Source organism: Pseudomonas sp. AL10 (assembly GCF_029960685.1).
Classification (GTDB): Bacteria; Pseudomonadota; Gammaproteobacteria; order Pseudomonadales; family Pseudomonadaceae; genus Aquipseudomonas; species Aquipseudomonas lactis.
This window is the reverse complement of record NZ_JASBQZ010000048.1, coordinates 30411-34165: the sequence shown is the minus strand read 5'-3', so window position 1 is coordinate 34165 and position 3755 is coordinate 30411. Positions and strand designations below refer to the sequence as shown.

General features: G+C 54.7%; 4 protein-coding genes and 2 tRNA genes (1 of these 6 only partly in view). 3 read left to right on the top strand and 3 right to left on the bottom strand.

The window, feature by feature from the left end; translation table 11 throughout:
- Positions 1–303: 303 nt before the first annotated feature.
- Positions 304–380: transfer RNA gene (locus QK296_RS25870), tRNA-Arg, on the bottom strand.
- 324 nt (positions 381–704) lie between these two features.
- On the opposite strand from QK296_RS25870, the gene QK296_RS25865 reads away from it, so the two are divergent.
- From QK296_RS25865 to QK296_RS25855, 3 genes are all read left to right on the top strand, one after another.
- Positions 705–932 (top strand): hypothetical protein, encoded by a 228-nt coding sequence (locus QK296_RS25865; protein WP_169857102.1) that lies wholly within the window; start codon positions 705–707, stop codon positions 930–932.
- A gap of 11 nt (positions 933–943) precedes the next feature.
- The gene (locus QK296_RS25860) at positions 944–1123 is read left to right on the top strand and encodes a PA3371 family protein (RefSeq protein ID WP_003193590.1); all 180 of its coding nucleotides are present in this window, start codon (positions 944–946) and stop codon (positions 1121–1123) included.
- A 390-nt stretch (positions 1124–1513) separates the two neighbouring features.
- Positions 1514–1840: an Arc family DNA-binding protein gene (locus QK296_RS25855; RefSeq protein ID WP_003193592.1), complete on the top strand. Its 327-nt coding sequence runs from the start codon at positions 1514–1516 to the stop codon at positions 1838–1840.
- A 101-nt stretch (positions 1841–1941) separates the two neighbouring features.
- On the opposite strand, the gene mgtE is transcribed toward QK296_RS25855, so the two are convergent.
- Positions 1942–3384, bottom strand: coding sequence for a magnesium transporter (gene mgtE / locus QK296_RS25850; protein ID WP_003193593.1), 1443 nt, complete (start codon positions 3382–3384; stop codon positions 1942–1944).
- Between the two features lie 348 nt (positions 3385–3732).
- Positions 3733–3755 (bottom strand) — tRNA-Arg (locus QK296_RS25845) (it continues 154 nt past the right edge of the window).

The following is a 3755-nucleotide window of genomic DNA, read 5'->3' as shown; positions in this document are numbered from 1 at the left end:
CAACTTCAACCACTTGCGCTTGCGATCTCTCGTAAGCGGGAGGCGAATTCTACAGGGATCGCCATGAACGTCAACCCCCTTATCTTAAAAAAAGCGAAACACTTACTCGCCTATAAAAACCAGGGTACCCACCGCCTCTCTATATAGAAGGAGCGCACAACCTAGGGACGCGAATTATCCCCACCCACGCCAATGCATCTGGATCACAACCGAAAGAAGCGCGGCGGGATCCCGCACAAGCGAGGAACAAGGATGACTGTTGTTGAGACCGACAAATACGAGGAGGGGATAGCTTTACAGAGATGGTGTCCCAGGGCCGGTTCGAACGGCCAACCTTCCCCTTAGGAGGGGGATGCTCTATCCAATTGAGCTACTGGGACAAATGCCAAACGCTTACCCTGAAGGGCTTGCGACAGACGGCGTGCATCTTAACGGCCGAGGCTGGTTTTGTCATGTCGTCCGTTGGCATTTTGACTGTAGGCCAATCCTTGCGCGTACGTTCATAGCCTCATTCAGCATGCCACGACTTTCACCGTCATCGTGCAAATTGCACTGCGCCAATATGCCATCATTGCAAACTGCAACCCTGCGCCCTCAAAAAACAAACTTAACTCGTTGTTTTTATTGGAATAATAGATTGGCACGACATCTGCAAAGTCATAAACACAAAACCAATCGTTCCAGGCACCGTGGAGACTATGATGATGAACAGCGCCCTTCTACTAGCACTGAACGCTGTGGCACTGGCTACGGTGGTGACGTTTCATTTTCAGCCGACCAGTACTGAAGACGGCGCGCAAATCAGCCAAGCCATTCCCCACCACCTGCAACAGCGCCCTCAGTTGGCACTGATGACTGCAAACCCCCAGTCTCACATCCGCCTGACCCAAGATACACAATCAGCGCCAGCGGCCGAGCACTGGGTTTTCTGAGAACACTATTCATGTCGAAATCTGCCTGGTTGTTTCTGTGCCTGACGCTCCTATCTGTTGCGCTAGGCCTGGGAGCTACATCACAACAAACTCAAACCCTAGCCTTCGTCGCCAGCGCCGTGCTGGGCAGCCTACTGGTACTGACGCTCATCAAGGGTCGCCGAATCAAATTCGATCCGCTCCTGCGCTAATCCCCCCATCTCCCTCCCCTACCTTATGTCGCCTGGCACTCGTAAATAGGCGAACAGCTACTAACCTTCAGCTTGAGGGCAAAAGGCCATATCGCTGTAGGACAGGCGCCCTTCAACCCAGATGCCTTATAGGCTTGAGCGAAGATTGACGAGCTTCGCTGCAGTCACAGGATTTTTTCTAACCAGTCCGCAAAAACGCAAATCAGTACTGGCATAAAGCCTGTAGGCGGTTCAATATTTGTCACAGAATTGACGCCAATGAAATGTCAAATCTGAGGCATGATGCGGCCTCTTTGCAATTCGGGTTGAACTTTGGTCGTGAGCCTTGTCTTAACACTCATCTTGCGGCCAATTCCAGAAACCGCTCCCCTGAACTAACCGGTTAAATATATGCGCCCATTGAAACAGGCAATTTATTCCAGCCGTACGGCTGACAAATTCGTCGTACGTCTGCCAGACGGAATGCGGGAACGCATTGCCGAGGTGGCTCGCAATCATCACCGCAGCATGAACTCCGAAATCATCGCACGCCTGGAACAAAGCCTTATTCAGGAAGGTGCCTTGGGTGAAGAGTTGAGCATGCGCCTGGACAGCCCCGAGCTGTCACTGCACGAACGCGAACTGCTGCAGCGTTTTCGTCAGCTCTCCCACCGCCAGCAAAATGCTCTCGTCTCGCTTATCGCGCATGACGTGGAGGCGGCCGCAGAAGCCAATTGATTGACACCTGAAAGCCGAAGCCAGCCATGTGCTGGCTTTTTTTTGCCTGGAATTTGGGAATAAGAAGCAAAGCGAGGGCAGGTTTGCCCCCGCTGGAAGGGTCAGAGCAGGAAGATCGTTGCCAGGCCCAGGAAGATAAAGAAACCACCACTGTCAGTCATGGCCGTGATCATCACACTGGCCCCCATGGCGGGATCGCGACCTAGACGCGCCAAGGTCATAGGGATCAACACTCCCATCAAGGCCGCCAGCAACAGGTTAAGGGTCATGGCTGCAGTCATGACCACGCCCAGGGACCAACTGCCGTAGAGCAAGTAGGCCACCACGCCAATCACGCCGCCCCACACCAATCCGTTGATGAGGCCAACAGCCAGCTCCTTGCGCAACAGCCGCGAGGAATTGGCCGTACTGACCTGGTCCAGCGCCATTGCGCGCACGATCATTGTGATGGTCTGGTTCCCGGAGTTCCCGCCAATGCCCGCCACAATCGGCATCAACGCCGCCAAGGCCACCAGCTTCTCGATGGAGCCTTCAAACAACCCGATCACGCGAGAAGCGATAAATGCGGTAATCAGATTAATAGCCAGCCAGGCCCAGCGGTTATGCAGTGAACGCCAGACCGACGCGAAAATATCTTCCTCTTCACGCAAACCCGCCATGTTGAGGACTTCGGTTTCACTTTCCTCACGGATCAAGTCGACGATTTCATCGATGGTCAGACGACCGATCAACTTGCCGTTCTTATCCACCACCGGAGCCGAGATCAAGTCGTAACGCTCGAACGCCTGGGCCGCGTCGTAGGCATCTTCGTCCGGATGGAAGCTCACGGTATCGCTGGCCATCAGGTCAGCAACTTTCTTCTCCGGATCATTGACCAGCAGGCGCTTGATCGGCAAAACGCCCTTGAGGATCCCCTCATAGTCGACCACAAACAATTTGTCGGTGTGGCCGGGCAATTCTTTGAGACGGCGCAGGTAACGCAACACCACTTCCAGGCTGACGTCTTCGCGGATGGTGACCATCTCGAAGTCCATCAGGGCGCCGACCTGATCTTCGTCGTACGACAGCGCGGAACGCACACGCTCACGCTGCTGCGTATCGAGCGCCTCCATCAACTCATGGACAACGTCACGGGGCAGCTCAGGGGCCAGGTCAGCCAGTTCGTCCGCATCCATCTCCTTGGCGGCAGCCAGGAGCTCGTGGTCATCCATGTCGGCGATGAGCGTTTCACGCACCGAGTCCGATACTTCCAGCAGGATGTCACCGTCGCGATCAGCCTTGACCAACTGCCACAGGGTCAGTCGATCATCCAGCGGCAAGGCTTCAAGAATATAGGCGACGTCGGCGGAGTGCAGGTCATCGAGCTTGCGTTGCAACTCGACGAGGTTTTGCCGGTGAACCAGGTTTTCGACGCGGTCGTGGTTCGGACCTTCCTGGCGGTGCGTGAGGTCTTCGACCACGCGCTGGCGCTGCAGCAGCTCGATAACTTGAGCCAGACGATCCTGCAGGCTTTCTTGTGTTTTCTTTACTTCTACTTCGGTCATAGGCGAACTCCACTCCCAGCAGCGGGGCACGCCGGAAGGATCAATCAGTCAATTCATGATTGGTAAAACGGGGTACTGAGTAACTACTGGGTAAGTCCATGGAGGTATTCCACAAGCCCCGGCGGGGCTGACGGGCGCATGATACACCGCCCGGACGTTTTAAACGTTAAAAAACTGGAAAGAACAAGCGCTTGCACGCCAAAGCTCAGTATTGGCTGCATCTATGAACTGCGACGACGCAGGCGCGGGGGAAAACACATGAGGAGGGAGAAAAAGGAGAACGCCGGATAAAAGCTACACAAACCCCAGACGGCAAAAAGCCCGCACTAGGCGGGCTTTTTGTTTGTATGGTGCACTCGACAGGATTCGAA